We start from the raw sequence: 18,361 nt of genomic DNA, 5'->3' as shown, positions 1-18,361 counted from the left end.
TAAGGGGTTGTTTAACATTCGTTTAAATAAATTTATTAGTGAGTCTGGAAAGGCTTCGAGACGTGGAGCGGACAAGTTAATTAGTGAAGGAAGAGTAAAATTAAATGGTAGAGTAGCGAAAGTCGGTGATCAAGTTGAACCTGGTGATGAGGTAATTGTAAATGGTGAACATATTAGATTAGCTCGAAACCATGTTTATATAGCCTTGAACAAGCCAGTTGGTATAACAAGTACAACTGAAAAAGGTGTTAAAGGGAATATTGTTGATCTCGTAAACCATCCACTACGTATCTTTAATATTGGAAGACTTGATAAGGATTCTGAAGGTTTGATTCTCCTTACAAATGATGGGGATATTGTAAATGAAATTTTACGAGCTGAAAATAGGCATGAAAAAGAATATATTGTATCAGTAGATAAACCAATAACTCCTGACTTTTTAACTAAAATGTCTGAAGGGGTAAAAATATTAGGTACAAAAACATTACCATGTGAAGTTAAACAGCTTTCAAAATTTGATTTCCAAATCATTTTAACACAAGGTTTAAACCGTCAAATTCGTCGTATGTGTGAAGCGCTTGGATATGAAGTATACCGATTGCAAAGAACTCGAATTATGAATATTAATCTAGGCAATCTACCAATGGGTCAATGGAGAGACTTATCTAAGAAAGAAAAAACTCAGCTATTTAGAGAATTAAATTATGAGCCAAATGAATGGTAAACTTAAAAAAAGACTGATTCAATTGAATTGAATTAGTCTTTTTTTTGCTCAATAAAAAGTTTGAGTTTATTCTCCACCAAAAAAGAAACCACTATTAAGGAATATTTAATAGCAGCTTCTTTGGGATTTGAAATTATAAGCCTAATTGACTCTTAATTGTTTCTAATGTTTGGTTTTTATAGATTGTTTTCGGAGTTGGTGCATTTTGAACTGTTGGATTTTGTTGTAAATAATTTTTCTCTACAAATGCGAAATCTTTTGCGTCTACAGTTCCATCAAAATTGATATCAGCACTTCGTTTATTTGTTCCCCAGTAAGTTTGGACATAAAGTGCATCTTGTACATCGATTACGTTGTCTTGGTTAACATCTCCACCAACTAAGTTAATGTTTGTTGATTCCGATTTTCCGTATAATACGCCTTTGTATTCAAAACCGAATTTCTGTGTTTTCTTTGAAATAAAATGTCCTGGTACATTTACTTCAAATGTATATGCATCTTTGCTTAACGCAAGTGGTTCAAGATTAAATTTACCTCTACTAATCAAATTAGTAGCTTCTAAACTATAAGCACCATTTGTTACTTTTAATGTTGCCCCCACTTTTGTCCAATCGCGAGAGCCTAAATAAGGTATTTGACCTTCTTCTTGTACTAAATACCCTTCAGGAATTATATTTCCTTGAACTCGGTTAAATTTTGGTTTTACTTGGAATCGTTTACCTGCGTTTAACAACTTAACGGTTTGACCATTAGCATCTACGATCGTAGCTGATGGGTTAATATATCCGATTGGGTAAAAAAGTTGATCTTGTACTTTTACTTTTACATTTACTATTTCTGCACGGTCAAATACCATCGCTTCTTTAAAAGTCACTTTAATTTTATTACCAGTTACTTGAATTTCTGCTTTATCCTTAAATTTATTTGTTAAAGACGCCTCTACAAGATTTACGTAAGGAATACCTACAGCACCAGCATCATCAAAATTCCAAGTTGCTTCTTTTATACCTTGTACGTTGTCTAGTACTAAAGATGCAGATAGGATATCTCCTGATCTAGCTAGCTGTACGTTATGCTTAGCATATGCAACTGATGTACCTTCTTTAACAAAGTAGTATTCTTTCCAATTTGCTTGATTTCCTGCAGCATCATACCCAATTAAGTTGAATGACAGTGCTGGAGTACTTTCATTCATTTGTACTTCATCAACCCACTTACCGTTCTTGTCCATATGGATTGGACCGTTAGGAATTGGGAATCCATAAGTATATACTGCAAAGTTTGATGTTTCATCTAGACCAATACCAGCTTGTTGCATATCTGTTAAAGCAGTGTCTTTTACTTCCATTTCAAAAGGATAAGTCTCTTGTCCTGACTTGTACTCAATAAAAGGTGAATCTCCATCTAGGGAACTTTTTACTGTTGGTGTGTCAATATCAATAAAGATATCATCAAATTTAACTTTTTGTTTCCCATTTGGTAATGTTGTTATGAATTTCAGTTTATAATGTCCAGGTTTAGCCTGACTTTCTTCTGTTGATACTGGTTGTTTTTTATCACCTGTAAACTTGTAATATGATCCATAAAATGCTTGTTGTATGAAGCGGTCTACATCTGGCGTTGCACTTTTCAAATTAAGTGTACCAACTAGTCCTAGATCTTCATTTGTATTACCGTCTTGTAATACAACATCTAACGTGTTAACGGGAGAGCCTAAATTGAATTTTAACGATGTTGCTAATGTTTTAAACGCGTCATATGTTCCATAAAATAATGGAGAGATAGCATGCGATGAAATGCTAAGTGTGTCAAAGCCCTCATCCGATTTCTTAAAACTAAACGGTATACGGTATTGTTCTGAATTATCCCCACTATTTGTGATTAAAACATACCCTTCATAAAAACCTTTTTTAGCAGTAGACGGCACAGTTAATGTTGCTTTTATCGTTTTAGTAGAATTTGGATTAAGTTTAATTGAGTCACCTAAATCTACTACTACGCCATTCTCTTCTAATCCGTTTGCTCCTTGTGTGTTATCTACAACCTTGACATCGAATGTTTGCTTTTTATTACTATTGTTTGTAAATTCAATCTCCTTCTTTAACTTCAATTGAGAATCATCTTTAACAAATTGTCTACCGAAACTTAGTCCCCCAGTTTCATTCTTTGCTTTTAATAATTTGTTACCAACTGGGATTAATGTTTCATCTTGTACTTTTATTTCTGTTTGAGTGTGAAGAGCTTGATAAGGATCTACTCGACCTGCTCCTACTTCAAAAACGCTATAGTCTCCATTAAGTTGATCAGCAGTGTTCATCATAATTGATTTAACGTCTGCTGGCTCAAGGTTTGGATTCTGTCCAATTAATAATGCCGCCACACCAGCTGCAAATGGTGATGCCATAGACGTTCCATCCATTCTTTGGTAAGCATATCTATAGTCTTCTGGTGTATCATGATTTGCAATATAAGAAGGAACCGTAGATAGAACACTTACACCAGGTGCTGTGATTTCAGGCTTCATTTGGTAGTTTCCATTAACTGGTCCTCTTGAGCTGAAGTCCGCTAGCTTATCACCCTCAGTAGACTTTTCCTTTAAATTTGTAAAAGTGAACGTTGTATTTCCATTTGCAATTTTCGCCTTTAATTCTTCTCCTGCTTTCTTTGTCATTGAGAATGCAGGAATATATTCCATTGATTCACCTAAGTTATATCCAACATGGCCGTCAACATTGTTGTACATAATGACAGCTTTTGCCCCATTTTGCTTTGCAAACTTCACTTTATCTACTAAAGCAAAGTTTCCACGCTGAACGAAAGCAATTTTTCCTGCAACATTTTTATTTTTGTAATCATCTAATGTTCCTAATCCAACATCTACTAGTTCAAGAGATTTTCCTTCTAAACTATTAAAACTATCAGCGAAGCTCCTAGCCATACTTACAAGATCAGTTGACCATCCGCCTTCCACTTTTCCTTCAAATGTTGAAATTGTCGTTGGTACATCACTTGCTCCTACTGTTAAAGCAAATGCTGCCGTACCTGGTGAGCCTAAAGTATAAGCATTAGGTCCACTGTTACCTGCTGAAACCACCGCTGTTACGCCATTTAATACTGCATAATTTATTGCCGTACTAGTTGGATAATATGGATCATTGATTCCTGCTCCTAATGAAAGGTTAATAACATCCATACCATCTTGAACTGCTTTATCAATCCCAGCAATTACATTTTCAGATGATCCGCTTCCGTAAGGACCAAGTACACGGTACATATATAGATCCGCGTCAGGAGCAACTCCTTCTACCGAAACTTCACTATCATTTTTATTTTGTCCAACAATTGTCCCTGATACATGCGTACCATGCTCTGTATAGTAAGTGCCATTACCATTACTTTCAGGTTGGTTTGATGCCTGCCAGTCTTTGTAAGTAGCTTCCATTGGATCATTATCATTATTTACAAAATCGTATCCGCCTTTAAAAGCGTCTTTTAAATCAGGGTGGTTATAGTCAATACCAGTATCTAGAACCCCTACTTTAACACCTTTACCTGTTATTCCCTCTTTATGTAGCTTGTCCACCTTTAAATAAGGAATACTATCTACTGATGTAGTTGTTTTTCTTGCAACATTGGTTGGAACATCTTCTTTAATTGGATCAATATTAAAAGTTACATCTTTATATATTGTTTTAACAGCATCTGATTTTAAAAGTTCTTTTACTTGATTTGCAGGAAGTGTAATCGCTGCACCGTTAAATGCTGTTTCATACGTTTTTGTAATGACAGGAGCGTTTTTCTTTTCCTTAACCTTAACGATCTTTCCTACATCTTCTTTAAAAACCTTGTGCTCTTTATCAACTTGTGCTTGTGCTGATGTTTTCGTTAATGACTTTCCATCAACTGCAGCTTCTAATACTGCAACATTACTAGGATCTGAATTAAACTGAACGATGACAGAGACTTTTTTATCAGAATTCAGTTCACCTTCTTGAAAGCCTTGTAGTCCCTCTTGATTATTTAATTCTAGTTGGTTTAATGCTTCTCTTTGTTCTGGTGTAATTGAAGCTAAAATTTCTTCTGCTTTAGAAGTTGCTGCTTTTGCCGTTATGTAAGACTTTGCACTGAAAGGTGAAATAAGCAGACTTGTTGAAAGGGCAAGTACTGCCGAGTGCTTTGCTAATGTTGTTACCTTCATAGACTTCATCCCCCGTTTTTCTCTTTATTGTTAAAAAATTCTTACTATTACAATCAATAGTAATAGCATTTAGGGAAAAAGCATATTGTGTTATTTTTTATCGGAATTTTGGTCATTTTGTAGGATATTTTTACTAAAAAGTATTGAAAATTGAAAGGAAATTTCATTAAATATTAAAAAAGTATGAAATTTTGCTGAAAAATTTGTGTTATTTTTAATTTGAAATGAAAGTATTTGACTTTAAAAATTTCTAGTTATAATAAATGAATAGGTATTTCAAAGTCTTTGTACTTTCTAGTTTCTTAGATTTGCGTTGCAATCGACATTCGCAAATTGTAGGAATGTAATCTTGCACTGACGCAAAAAACTTCATAGTTAATCATCTGGAATTAGAAAAGGAGAGAACATATGCTTGAAGGCGAGATCATTAAATTTTATCGTAAAAAAGCGGGATTGACCCAAGAGGAATTAGGAAAAGACATTTGTACCGCTACCCATGTAAGTAGAATTGAAAGAGGGGAAACTCGATATTCTGAAGAAATCATTCAACTGTTCTCACAACGTCTTCAAATTGACATTAAAAATGAGATAGCCACTGTTCAAAATATCGAAAAGAAACTACAAAAATGGCATAATGCAATTATATTAGAGCGAATGAAGGATGTCATAATAATCAAGGAAGAATTAGAAAGCATTCACTATATTAACGCATCCAACTATGCTACCTATTATCAGCTATTATTAGCCCGCTACTTTATTTTAAGTAAAAATACAGATAAAGCAGATCGCATAATTAAACGGATCGAAAAAGATTCTCCTCCTATGTCAACATATGAAAAGAACCTACTCCATCACGTTAGAGGAATCTATTATTTAAATCAGTATACACGACTAGAAAATGTAAATAGACAAATTGCACTACAAGAATTAAAGAAGGTCAATATAGAGGAATATGGAAATAAAGAGTATTACTATCATCTAGGATCAGCCTATCATTGGACACGTTCTAAAGTTATGGCATATTTTTATGGTGAAAAGGCATTTCGATATTTTAATAAAACAAATAATTACGCAAGGGCAATCTTGGCTGAATCCCTGATGTTGGTACAATTAAAAGACAGTACACAACTAGATTTTGAAGAAATTGTAAAAAGGTATGAGAGTTTAATTGAGCATAGCGAAGCTTTAGGACTTTTAGATAAAAGAGGAATGATCTTACATAATTTAGGTCTAATGTATTTTTGGAAGAAAGACTTTAATAATGCTCATATCTTTTATAAAAAATCTGTTGAAGAAGCTGATAAACAATCATTGCCATATTTAAATCGTTTATACAACTACTTAGATAATGCTGGGGAAGGCAAGATTCTATCAACAAATGAATTGCTAGAAGAAGCATATGAAGGACTTACTCTTTCAGAAAAAGCTACAAATGATTTATATAGAATTCTCTTTAAGCTTTTAATTTTACGTTTTAGCGAAAATTTTGATGAATATTATGATTTCATGGAACAAACTGCATTTCCTTTCTTTAAGGAACACCACCATGTTACACATTCAAGTAAGTATGCAAAGTTGCTCTACTCGTACTATGTTAAGACTAAGCAATATGAGAAAGCAGTTCATGCTGGAGATATGTTTATTAATGGTAATTAGATAAAATGAATAAGAAAGAAAGTTAAAAGGGACTGATTCTATTGAATCTGTCCCTTTCAATGATTATGGAGAGTCTATTATTCTAGTAAAATTAATGTACAAGTAAGTCTTTCTCTAATTGATTGTATTCATCAAGAATTAAACTAATTAGCCCCTTGAAATCTGATAATTCTGAATATTTTATAAGCAACTCTTCCACAGAATGATCTTGGAGGAAGCTTTGTAGTTCAACTGCTTCTTGATCATCATTATTTTTATAGAATAGCGCAACTGCAATTGCTTTAACTAAATAGTTAGGTGTTATCCCAAAGTTTATCAACTCTCTTGCCGGCTTAATAAAACGGTCATTTGCTCCTAATTTACGAATTGGAGAACGAGCAACACGAGATAATTCATCTGAAATATATTCATTATCGAATCTACCAATTATTTTATTGATATAGGCGTTATGTTCGTCTAAATCAAAGTTATATTTTTTAACTAATAGCTTACCTGTTTCATCTAAAATAGAACTAACAGTATTTCTAATATTCTCATCAGAAATTGCTTCTTTAATCGTTTTATATCCATAGAAATTGCCTAAATATGCAGTCGCCGCGTGACCAGTGTTTACGGTAAATAGTTTTCTTTCAATATAAGGAAGTAAATCCTCTACATAAGTCACACCATTAATTGTTGGAACTTCACCTATCATTTTTGATTGGTCAATTACCCATTCATAAAATGGTTCTACTGCTACTAATAATTTATCTTCATGACTTTGAATTGGTACGATTCGATCTACTGCAGCATCTGGAAAACTGACCGACTGTTCAGTTTTTTTCTTCTGAGATAATGTCATATTTAAATAAACTTCGTCTCTTAAAAAGGTACTTCCACCTATCATATTTTCACATGCAATTATATTTAACGCTTTATCTGAGTTCTCAACTCTTTCAATTAATCCCTCTGCAATTAGCTTTGCTATTTTAGGAAGAATTGAGGGACCTACTGCTGTTGTTACAATATCAGCCTGTGAAATTACTTTTACAACATCTCCTGGATCTTTCAGGCTGTTAATACCTCTTACATTTGTTATCTTTATTTCTTCTTGAGTACGATCTGCTAGCATGACAGTGTAAGATTTCTTCTCATTCAGTTCATTAATAATCTCTTCGTTTACATCAACAAAACAAATCTCGTACCCTGCCTTGTGTAATAATTGTCCTATAAATCCTCTTCCAATATTTCCGGCGCCAAAGTGTACAGCTAACATTTTACTCCTCCTCGCTAAACATTAAAATTAGTTCCTCTTTTGATGTGGCTGCGACCAATTTATGTACATTTTCTTCCTCTGAACAAAGGATCGCAATTTGAGATAACAGATCAAGATGCTCATTATCTTTGCCTGCAATACCGAATACTACCTTTACAATATTTCCGTTCCCAAAGTCTACTCCATTAGGAATTTGAAGAATCGAAATTCCAGATGAGATTACCTCTTGCTTTGACTCCTCAGTTCCGTGTGGGATCGCTATAAAGTTCCCCATATAAGTTGTTAAAGACTCTTCTCTTTTAATCATTTTTTCAATATAACTTTCATTTACATAACCGTTTTTTACTAAAAGATTTCCGACTAAACGAATAGCTTCATCTTTTGTTTTCACATCTACATTTAATAAAACATTTTCTGTTGGTAATACTGTCTGAATCATTTATTAATCCCTCAATTCTTAAATCTTTTTTGTAAATTTTCATATAATGCATAGCTTAATTTGTTATAGATATCTGTATAGTTATTAGATGTAAAAATCCGTGTTGATTCTTCATCTTCAATAATTGTTGAACTAATTGTACTCAACACTTCTAATTGACCTGTTTGCAAATCAACTGGAGCTAGTAATAATAATAATGTATTGATTTTTATTGACGAGTGGTCCATTGCTTTGACTACTATTGGCTCATGAAGCAAAAAGGATAAAAACACTGGTTGCATAACATATTCTGAACGACAATGATAAAGTGCTATGCTAGTACCTGGTATTCCTAGTCCACCCATCATTTCTCTTTCTGAAAGTTGATTAGTTACCTCAAAATAATCACCTATTAATCCCCTAACATTTGCTTGTTTGCATACTTCCAATAATAAAATAGAAGAGGTTGGAATAAATGGTAATGAAATTGTCTCAAATGTATTCAAAATATGGAGTACAGTTTCTGAGTACTGATGAATCACTTCAAGATTTTGTTTAATTAATCCTGGCGTTTCTATCTTTATCTGCTTTTGAAACTTTTTGTTTTGGAGCTTTCTTAATAGAGTTGCTTCCGTTGTAAGTGAGTTGCGTCTTATTTCATCACGAATCTGCTCAGCCTCTTTCTTTGGCAATAAAGGATTTACGGTAATATATTTTTTGGAAAATCCCGGCATCTCAACTGTAGATAAAATAATGTCATATTGTTCAATTTGAATATTTCTTAAGTTCGCTAAAGACGATACTTCGATCTCCGTTATTTCTTTTATCTCTTTTTTGATTCGACTCGCTAACATTTTAGAAGAACCGATTCCACTTGAACATAATACAAGTGCTCTAACCTCTTTACTGTTATCATAGATTACTTGAGATGATCCAAAATGTAGGACAAGATAAGCGACCTCTTCAGTTGGAAAAACAATCTTTGGAAGAGCTTCTTTTAATCCTTCTTGTATGATCTTAAACATTGCAGGATAATCCTCTTGAATTTGACTTGCTAAAGGATTATTTGCATCTAGTTTTTTTTGAATTCGATAGATTGCTGGTTCAATATGAGTAATTAATCCTTCAAATAAGGCTTGGTCTTCTTCAAAATTTATTTCAAGTTCCTTCGATACATAATTGATTAACTTTTTTGAGCCTGCGACTATTTCCGTACTGCTCTCTTCTAGCCAATCATTTTTCTCTTGACGCTGCCTTGCACCTAATAAATGCATGGTAATATACCCTTTTTCAGCATTTGGGATATTAACTTTAAACACTTCTTCTAATTCATTAACAATCTGACTTGCAATATTAAATTCTTTAGTGGTACTTAATTCCTCAATAACCACTTGATCCATTTTTACTACTTCACCTTGAATAATTCTTTCGATGGCAAGAGATAAGTGAATTGTAAATGTCATAAACGCACTATCAGCTAGAGAATAAGGTAATTGTTGTTCAATATCCCGAATCATTTTTCCAATCATGGTGAGTTTTTCTAGTTTTATTATTTCTAATAATCCATTTGAGAATCTATTCTTTGATTCATACTCATCTTCCACTACAGATAAAAACTCATATTCATTTAATTGCTGTGCGATTAGATGTCCTAGGGCTCTTCTTTTTTTTCGTTCCGAACCTAGTAAAGCAATGCCGTACCCTTTCTTTCTTATAAGATCCAAATCGAAGTCTTTTAACCATTCTTCTACTTTATTGAGATCGTTACTAACCGTAGCAACGGTAACATGCAAATCATTTGCTAGTGAGCTTAGTTTAATAGATTCTGGTTCTTTCAATAAGGAACATAGAATTAACTCCTGTCTTTCTTTTTGAGTAAACTCCTGCCCACTTTTTAATAATGTAATTTGGAGCTCATTTTTTTGCTCAGGTGTCCCTTCTATATACATTCCAACACCTAATACCTTTTTTAAGGAAAGGTTATGAGCAGAGGCAATACTTTCGACTCCTTTTAGTTCCCGTTGCACGGTTCGGCTACTAACATTTAAGTTCCCTGCAATTTCCTGAACATTGATTCCGTTTGGATGATCCAACAACAAATTAATGATTTCTCTTTCTCTTGCTGATATATACATATATACCTCTTTAAATTTTTTATTTTACTAAAGAATTCACTAATTCATCATACTTTGGACTGTTTAAGAAGTTCTCTACTGAGATATGAACTGCATTTGGTACTTTTGCTTTTGCTCGATCAGTTAAATCTTTATGAGTTATGACAACATCCACATCATTTGGTAAATTATTAATTGCTACATTCGTAACCTCTAATTCTATCCCCGCTGTTTTTACCTTTTTACGTAATATTGATGCTCCCATCGCACTTGATCCCATACCAGCATCACAGGCAAAAATAATTTTCTTCACTTCTTTATCAATACCAAGAGAACTAGCAACTTCTTTTTCAGTCTGTAATAGACTAGTACCTTTTAAATCTTGTGTTTTTTGAGCTGCTCTTTCTAAATCTTCATCTGATGAAACTGACTTAGATGATTTGAGAACTACTGCTGAAACAATAAATGAAACAGCTGTTGCAACAAATACTCCTGCAAGAATTGGTAAGTATCCTCCTTTTGGAGCCATTGCTAATATTGCAATAATACTACCTGGAGAAGCTGCTGCTACTAGACCTGCACCTAATATATTAAAAGTAAATGTACCAGCTACACCACCAGCGATAACCGAAAAGATTAACAAAGGTCTCATTAAGATATATGGGAAATAAATCTCGTGGATTCCACCTAGGAAATGGATAATCACTGCTCCTGGCGCTGTTTGTTTCGCTGTACCTTTTCCGAATATTGTATATGCTAATAGTACGCCTAAGCCCGGTCCAGGATTGGCTTCTAGTAAGAATAAAAGTGACTTCCCAGCTGATTTTGCTTGCTCAAGACCAATTGGACTTAAAATCCCATGGTTAATAGCATTGTTTAAAAATAAGATTTTTGCTGGTTCAATAAATATGTTTGCCAAAGGAATGACATTTGCTCTTACCATCATATCTACGCCATTAGCTAATGCTTCTGTTAGCGTCGAAACAACTGGATTAACACCTATTAAGGCAATTATTGCTAAAATTGCCCCTAAAATACCCGCCGAGAAATTATTAACTAACATCTCAAATCCTGACTTAACTTTTCCTTGTATAGCTTGGTCAAATTTCTTAATAGCCAAACCGCCAAGCGGTCCCATAATCATAGCGCCTAAGAACATCGGCATCTCTGCACCAACAATTACCCCCATTGTTGCAATAGCACCAACAACTCCGCCTCGAATATCATGGACCATTCTTCCGCCAGTAAAACCAATTAGCAATGGTAATAAGTAAGTAATCATTGGACTTACTAATACCGCCAACTTTGCATTAGGTATCCATCCAGTAGGTATAAACAGTGCCGTTATTAATCCCCATGCAATAAAAGCACCAATGTTTGGCATTACCATACCGCTTAGAAAGCTACCAAAGCGTTGTATTTTTACTTTTATATTACTGTTTTTAACTGTATTCAAAATCTTACCTCCCCTGTGAAGCTTATATATAAATGATAAAACGCTTACAGTATCAAAACAATGAAATGAATATTCGTATTTGTCGCTTACTAATGTGACAAAATTTAAAAGAGTTAAAAAAAGAAATAACCTTTTTCTATATTCTCTACTTTTAATAGAATGCTAGATTCCATCTACCTGAGCAATAGGTCTCTAAACACACTCAAAACCATGACATACTACCTATAAAAACACTCCTGCAATAGACCCATAAACCAGAATTAAAAAGGAACATATTCAAGTTATGAATATGTTCCTTTTTATTTTATAATGTAGAAGTTAAAGCTTCCAACCTACTACTCTTATCCGACCTGTCCACTATATTTAGATTCTTCTTCTGGGAATAAAAATCCTAACTCATGGTGTTCACCTTCATAAACTGAAGATTGAGTTATACGAATTTCAGAATTCAAATCAACTACTTCTAATTTACAGTATGCACGATTAATTTGTAGTGCTTCATAAAACTCATTAACAGTAGAGACATTTTGTCCATTTACTTTTGTAATGCTTTCGCCTACTTTTATGTTCATTTTATCCGCTACAGAGTTTGGTAAAATCCCTAAAACAATTAGGCCAGTTGATTTAACTGTAAAGTAAGATGGTGTATTAATATCCTTATTTTTATGAATATAGTTTATAGCTTCTCGTCCAACTACTGCGATTGCTACAGCTATAAATGCTGCAAAACCAATGAAATGACTTAATATTCCACCTGCACAAACTATAATTGCTAAAGCTACTATTTGTTTACCGACAAGCTTAATTGATTCCTTTGGTAGCATTCCTTGAATTAACTGGTAAAATCCAATTCCAAATGGTACACAAAGAATCGAATACCCACTATCACCTAAAGCAAGTGTAGGCCACCATGAATAGTCACTAACGATCGAACCACTTGGTATTAGTAAAAATAATGGCACCATCCATAATCTATTTGCCTCATGTGCCCCTACTTTTTTTCCACGTTTACTCTCAATGAACAAAGGAGTTGTATGATTTGCAGCATTACGTTGAACTAAAATTCCTTCAGCCAATAAAAGTAAAGCCAATAGAATTGTTATAGCAGGAAGCATCGCATTCAGATCATTAGGTATAAAGTTTTTCAACAAAGGTAGTGAATCTTGCCCTCTATTTAGTAATGGCAGAGCTACTAATGCTAGTCCAAAAAGATAAGCAGGAGACATCCATCTGAATTGTAAAATTAGTGCACAAATAATCGTTAATACACTTAATAAATAAACCATTTCAATCGGAATGCTAATTCCAGCTACCAATGTGATAACTGAAAGAATTAATCCAATCAGTAATCCATACCATAGTGAAGTTTTCCACTCGAACGTTACATTAAAATTTCGAACCGAAAAATGCTTACGTTCTCGTTTTACACGTAAATTGCCACAGAAAATTGATGCGATGAAAAATATATAAGTAAATGGATTTAAAAATAGTTTACCTAATCCAACTAATAGTTCAGATAATAAATTTGACCACATAACATTCACCACCTTTTTTATATAATAGATTGATATTCTTATGTTATCGGTTTATTAATGTTTTTTCAAAGAGAATATGCTACAAAACAATAAAAAAAGCACACTTCTCCATAAAGTGTACTTTCGACATTCTAAACTAAAACTCCTGCATGGATTGTAATTTCAAATCTATTTCCCGGGAATTATGTCAAATGAGGACGAAATTAATTTTGTCCTCTAAAACTGGACTTTGCTATACAAGGAGGACAATTCAAAATTGTCCTCTCTGTGTATTATTATTGAGCTACCATATCTAAAGCTTTTTCTAACTGAAGATCATTCTTTTCATCTTTAATTTTATCAATTAATGAGGATTCAAGTTTTTCTGAAGTTAGAGGATCAATCTCACCGTTAACAGTAATCCCAACAGCTTTTTGATAGTTCTTAACTGCTGTCTCTGTTTGCTTGCTGAAATAACCATCTTTACGACCTGGGTCGTATCCTAAACCTTTTAACATGATTTGCGCTTGTTTAATATTTTCATCATTGTCATCGAATTTAAATGTTTTCTTTTTATCAATTGGTGTAGCGTAGAAATAATCAGGTTGTTTCACAGCAACATCTGGTTTAATACCTTTTTTGTGAATCCAAGTACCATCTGGAGTTAACCATTTAAATTGTGTTAACTTAATATTACTACCATCTTTGAAATCTAATGTAGATTGTACAGTACCCTTACCATAAGATTTTTCCCCAATTAATTCATAATGTCCTGCTTCACTTAATGCCGCTGCTAAAATTTCAGCCGCAGATGCACTTCCTTTATCAATTAATACATCAATTGGATATGGTTTCGCTTTATTTAATTTAGTATAATACTTCTCACGTTGGCCATTTCTATTTTCAACCTGTAAGTATGGCTCACTTTTTACAACTAATTCTCCTAAAACGCCTTCTACAGCTTGTAGGTACCCGCCAGGATTTCCTCGAACGTCAATTGTTAAACCTTGGATATTTTGATCCTCTAGTTTTTTCAATTCTTTCTTGAACTCGTCTGCTGTTTTTTCATTAAATGAGGTAATATGAATATAACCAATTTTTTCGTTGTTTACGTCTTTCACTGAACTAAATACTGTATACATTGGAATATCATCGCGTTTAATTGTAAATTTAATTGGGTCCGGAACTCCTGGACGTTTTACTTCAATCGTAACATTTGTTCCTTTTTTACCACGGATTTTTAATACCGCATCATATTGAGATAATCCTTTTACGCTCTTACCATCAACTGATAAAATCTCATCCTTTGGTTTCAGACCAGCCTTTTCCGCAGGTGAGTTCTTAATTGGAGATACAATAATTAGTTTATCACCATCTTTAGAAACTTCCGCCCCAATTCCTTGGAATGATGAACCTAATGATTCATGGAACTGTTTAGCTGTCCTTCCATCCATATAAGTAGAGAACGGATCATCTAAAGTTGTTACCATCCCTTGGATTGCACCTTCAGTTAATTTATCAGGATCAATTTTTTTCACATATTGATTTGCAATAATTTCGTAAGCTTTTTGTATTTTAGCAATATTTTCATCTTCAGAAGCTTTTACTTCTTTACTCTCAGAGAATTTTGAAACGATTGTACTTGTACCGTCACCAATTGCAAATGTACCCACCCCCATACCAACAACAAATGTTGCTGTTGCAAGTAGAGCTGTTGTTTTACGATTCATACAGAACCTCCTATTTTTCGTTCCTTAAGAACGTACCAATCTATTAAATAGTATATGTACCTTAAAAAGCATCACACAGACGTGCGATGCCATTTCTGTTCTATTATATGATAAGCCTGTATTACTTATGTTTGCAAGTAGAACACGATTTAATAAATTTTTATTAGAAGAGTTTAATTTATTTTGGTAGATGTTGCAAGTATGGTGTAAGATTAATACCTATTTTACTCGCAAGTCTCTCACCTAATTTTGCATCTGCACGATAGAAATTACAAACTGCACGAAGCTTAGTTTTTTCATCAACATCTGCTAAATCAGCACTAATATTTTTAATAACAGCATCCTGCTCCGCTTTACTAAATCTATTCCACACTTCTCCCGCTTGGCCAAAGTCATTTGTTTTTTCTATTTTATTGCGCTCAGAAACACCACTTAATGGCTGAACTACATCAACATATTCTGTATCTTCTTTTGGCGTATCTGAGTAGCTATTTGGCTCAAAGTTAATTTGATGTGTTTGCTGACTAAAAGGCATATGACCATCTCGTTGACCATTCGCTACTTTCGCAAAAGGACAGTTAATTGGAAGTTGTAAATAATTTGCTCCAATACGATATCTTTGGGTATCTGAATAAGAGAATAATCTTCCTTGTAGTAACTTGTCCTCAGAAGGTAATATACCAGGAACTAACACACCTGGATTAAATCCAACTGATTCAGTTTCTGCAAATACATTTTCAGGGTTTCGATTAAGGACCATCGTTCCAACAAATTGTCGAGGAATCACATCTTCAAACCAATCTTTTGTAGGGTCTAATGGATCAAAGTCGAAATCATCCATATCTGCTGGATTTAATACTTGAACATATAAGTCCCATTCTGGGAAATCCCCGTTTTCAATTGAATCGTATAAATCTCGGCTTGCATGGTTAAAATCTTTCCCTTGAACTTCACTAGCTTCTTCCATTGAAAGATTTTCAATTCCTTGCTTTGGTACCCAACGAAGTTTTATATAAACAGTATTACCATATTCATTCACCCATTTATATGCGTGAACACTTGAACCTCTCATTTGACGATAGTTCGCTGGAATACCTTCATCAGAAAATACATGTAATAACATATTTGTTGACTCAGGTGTTAGAGACATAAAATCCCAATATCTGTTAGGTGCTTGTAAATTAGTCCTAGGATCCGGCTTTAATGAATGAACCATATCGGGGAATTTCATTGCATCACGAATAAAGAATATAGGAAGATTATTACCTACAAAATCATAGTTACCATCTTCAGTATAGAATTTCACAGCAAATCCTCGAGGATCTCGTAATGTTTCAGGAGAATGTAATCCATGAATAACTGTTGAGAAACGAGCAAATACTGGTGTTTCTGTTCCTGCATCTTGTAAGAACTTAGCTTTCGTATATTTTTTCATACTATTTTTAGTTATGAAAACACCGTGTGCTCCAACTCCACGTGCATGCACAACACGCTCAGGTACTCTTTCACGGTCAAAATGAGCTAGTTTTTCAATTAATTGATAATCCTCTAATAAAGTTGGACCTCTACGTCCCGCTGTAAGAGAATTTTGATTATCTCCAATTGGTACGCCTTGATTTGTTGTTAGCCGGTTATTTGTCATATCATTTCTCCCTAATTAGAATTATTATAATTTAGTAATAATTATATAATAATCTAACCAGTAATGAAAATCAATATCAAATTATAATAATTATAATCTAGTAATTTGTTAAATTGAATTTAATCTCCTCTTAACTATGTAGGTATGACTTGTAGTTATATAAATCATTTGGGATTTATATAGCAGAAAATGAAAAAAACCTATCCTAATGTTTTAGGATAGGTTTTTAGTAAATTAAAAGTTAATATATTTCATAGGATCTACTGCATTTGATTTAGCATAATTCCATTCACCTTTATGCAATTCAAAGTGTAAATGTTGTCCAGTAGAATGACCTGTACTTCCCATATAACCAATTTTCATACCTTTTGAAACAGTTTGTCCAGTCGATACATTAAAACTAGCTAAGTGAGCATATACGGTTGTCCATACTTGTCCATCAATGTTATGTGTAATAAATACACAATTACCATAAGTAGATGAAACATAAGCACGAATTACAACCCCATCACCTGCCGCTACAACTGGCACACTTCCTGCTGAGGCAATATCAACACCTTCATGGAACTCTCCACCCTCAAATGAACGTTGTCCAAATCCAGAAGAGACATAACCGTTTGCTGGTCTTGTAAAGTTGCCACTAGACACGGTTGGTGTATTATCAGAACTACCAGTACTAACTGAGTTACTAGAATTACCTGAACTACTAGAGCTTCCAGATTCACTTGAATGACTTGTACTAGTAGATTGCTTTTTACTTTTTGCAGCAGCTTCTGCTTTACGTTTAGCCTCTGCTTTCCGTCTAGCTTCTGCCGCAGCTCTTTCAGCAGCTTGTTTTTTAGCGATTTCAAGCGCTTTTTGCATTGCAGCCTGCTGACTTGCTAATAATTGATCTTGTTCTTTTAAATTTAAAACATCTTCATGAGCTTCGCTTTCTTTAGCTTTTAATGAATCCATTAATTTGTTCTTTTCGCTAACCTGACTTGCAAGTTGATTATTTAGACTCTTTAAGTTCGCTAAATCTCTTTCGATTTTTGCTTGTTTTATAGTCAAGTCATCTTTTTTAGCACTAACTTCTTCTAAGTCCAAGTTTTGCTGCTTAATAATGTCCTCGTCAGCCTTCATAATAATTTGTACGGCACTCATTCGTTGAATTAAATCTCCGAAACTATTTGCGCCTAAAATGACATCAATGTATGATACCATTCCACCAGCTTTTTGAAGAGAACGCATACGGTTTTTCAATAATTCTTCACGAGATTTAATGCGTTCTTCAATAAACTTAATTTCTTCCTTTAGTTTTGAAATTTGCTTTTTCCCATCACTAACTGCATCTTCAGTTTGGTTAACCTTTTGCTTAGTCAATTTCATCCGAGCATCAAGTTTCTCAAGCTCCGCAACAACTTCTTGCTGGTCATGCTTTATATCAGCAATTTTGTTGTTTGTTGCATCCGTCTTATCCTTAACTTCACTACGCTTCTTTTTAATGCGGTCAATTTCTGATTGGTATTTACTTTCAGCAAAAGAAACGGATGGGATAGCACCGATGATGAAAGTACTGCATAACATAATTGTTATTACTTTCGATGATTTTCTCTTATTCATCTAAGATCCCTCCTTGTATGTATATAGAAAAGCCCTAGTACCTGTATCA

At 33.8% G+C, this 18,361-nt stretch carries 11 protein-coding genes; 2 read left to right on the top strand and 9 right to left on the bottom strand.

The window, feature by feature from the left end:
* Nucleotides 1–7 precede the first annotated feature (7 nt).
* Nucleotides 8–724: a 23S rRNA pseudouridine(2604) synthase RluF gene (rluF, locus tag COI44_RS13600; RefSeq protein WP_172795404.1), complete on the top strand. Its 717-nt coding sequence runs from the start codon at nt 8–10 to the stop codon at nt 722–724.
* 133 nt (nt 725–857) lie between these two features.
* Here rluF and COI44_RS13595 read toward each other — a convergent pair whose 3' ends face one another.
* On the bottom strand, nt 858–4,922 hold the full coding sequence (locus COI44_RS13595) for a S8 family serine peptidase (RefSeq protein ID WP_098428446.1): 4,065 nt from the start codon (nt 4,920–4,922) through the stop codon (nt 858–860).
* Nucleotides 4,923–5,330: 408 nt separating this feature from the next.
* On the opposite strand from COI44_RS13595, the gene COI44_RS13590 reads away from it, so the two are divergent.
* Nucleotides 5,331–6,578, top strand: a complete 1,248-nt coding sequence (locus COI44_RS13590; protein ID WP_098428445.1) for a helix-turn-helix transcriptional regulator — start codon at nt 5,331–5,333, stop codon at nt 6,576–6,578.
* Nucleotides 6,579–6,669: 91 nt separating this feature from the next.
* On the opposite strand, the gene COI44_RS13585 is transcribed toward COI44_RS13590, so the two are convergent.
* The 8 genes from COI44_RS13585 to COI44_RS13550 all read right to left on the bottom strand — a co-directional run bounded on the left by COI44_RS13585 (nt 6,670) and on the right by COI44_RS13550 (nt 18,312).
* The gene (locus tag COI44_RS13585; protein ID WP_098428444.1) at nt 6,670–7,833 is read right to left on the bottom strand and encodes a mannitol-1-phosphate 5-dehydrogenase; all 1,164 of its coding nucleotides are present in this window, start codon (nt 7,831–7,833) and stop codon (nt 6,670–6,672) included.
* 1 nt (nt 7,834) lies between these two features.
* Nucleotides 7,835–8,272, bottom strand: a complete 438-nt coding sequence (locus tag COI44_RS13580) for a PTS mannitol transporter subunit IIA (RefSeq protein WP_098428443.1) — start codon at nt 8,270–8,272, stop codon at nt 7,835–7,837.
* An 11-nt stretch (nt 8,273–8,283) separates the two neighbouring features.
* Nucleotides 8,284–10,386 (bottom strand): BglG family transcription antiterminator, encoded by a 2,103-nt coding sequence (locus tag COI44_RS13575; RefSeq protein WP_098428442.1) that lies wholly within the window; start codon nt 10,384–10,386, stop codon nt 8,284–8,286.
* A gap of 19 nt (nt 10,387–10,405) precedes the next feature.
* Entirely contained in the window at nt 10,406–11,824 is a 1,419-nt protein-coding gene (locus COI44_RS13570; RefSeq protein ID WP_098428441.1) for a PTS mannitol transporter subunit IIBC, read from the bottom strand.
* Between the two features lie 338 nt (nt 11,825–12,162).
* Nucleotides 12,163–13,356 (bottom strand): PDZ domain-containing protein, encoded by a 1,194-nt coding sequence (locus COI44_RS13565; protein ID WP_098428440.1) that lies wholly within the window; start codon nt 13,354–13,356, stop codon nt 12,163–12,165.
* Nucleotides 13,357–13,631: 275 nt separating this feature from the next.
* Nucleotides 13,632–15,065, bottom strand: a complete 1,434-nt coding sequence (locus tag COI44_RS13560; protein ID WP_098428439.1) for a S41 family peptidase — start codon at nt 15,063–15,065, stop codon at nt 13,632–13,634.
* Between the two features lie 178 nt (nt 15,066–15,243).
* The gene (locus tag COI44_RS13555; RefSeq protein ID WP_098428438.1) at nt 15,244–16,707 is read right to left on the bottom strand and encodes a catalase; all 1,464 of its coding nucleotides are present in this window, start codon (nt 16,705–16,707) and stop codon (nt 15,244–15,246) included.
* A 234-nt stretch (nt 16,708–16,941) separates the two neighbouring features.
* On the bottom strand, nt 16,942–18,312 hold the full coding sequence (locus tag COI44_RS13550; RefSeq protein WP_098428437.1) for a murein hydrolase activator EnvC family protein: 1,371 nt from the start codon (nt 18,310–18,312) through the stop codon (nt 16,942–16,944).
* Nucleotides 18,313–18,361 lie beyond the last annotated feature (49 nt).

Origin of the sequence: Bacillus sp. AFS088145 (assembly GCF_002564465.1) — a bacterium.
Lineage (GTDB): Bacteria > Bacillota > Bacilli > Bacillales > Bacillaceae_G > Gottfriedia.
Note: the sequence above shows the minus strand (reverse complement) of the source record. Positions and strands in the feature narration are given on the sequence as shown.